This window comes from Chitinivorax sp. PXF-14 (assembly GCF_040812015.1).
Lineage (GTDB): Bacteria > Pseudomonadota > Gammaproteobacteria > Burkholderiales > SCOH01 > JBFNXJ01.
This window is the reverse complement of the sequence record NZ_JBFNXJ010000045.1, coordinates 1-601: the sequence shown is the minus strand read 5'-3', so window position 1 is coordinate 601 and position 601 is coordinate 1. Positions and strand designations below refer to the sequence as shown.

Genomic DNA, 601 nt, shown 5'->3' with positions numbered 1-601 from the left:
CGTTCCAAAAACAGAACGCTACAACACAAAATCGCTATCTACCCAAGCGATCATCCTGAATCTATTCTCCTTGCAACGACATCGCCGATGTCGCGAACCAGGAGATCACCATGAAGAAAGTCATCGGAATCTATAGCGCCCCTCGCGGCCATTGGGTCGGCGACGGCTTTCCGGTGCGCTCGATGTTTTCCTACCAGGACCACGGCAAGCGCATGAGCCCCTTCCTGCTGCTCGACTATGCCGGCCCCGCCAGCTTCACCCCGACCCCGCACCAGCGCGGCGTGGGGCAACACCCGCATCGCGGCTTCGAGACCGTCACCATCGTCTACGACGGCGAGGTGTCGCACCGCGACTCCACCGGCAGCGGCGGCACCATCGGCCCCGGCGATGTGCAGTGGATGACGGCCGGCTCGGGCATCCTGCACGAGGAGTTCCATTCGGATGCCTTCGCCCGCAGCGGCGGCGTGCTCAATATGGTGCAGCTGTGGGTGAACCTGCCAGCGCAGGACAAGATGACCGCGCCGGGCTACCAGGCCATCACCGCCGCCAACATCCCGAGCGTGGCGCTGCCCGACAACGCCGGCAGCCTGCGCGTGATCGC

General features: G+C 64.2%; 1 protein-coding gene. It reads left to right on the top strand.

Annotation, left to right across the window (positions count from 1 at the left end):
• Positions 1–110: 110 nt before the first annotated feature.
• On the top strand, positions 111–601 hold a 491-nt coding region (locus ABWL39_RS20870), incomplete at its 3' end, for a pirin family protein (protein ID WP_367796134.1).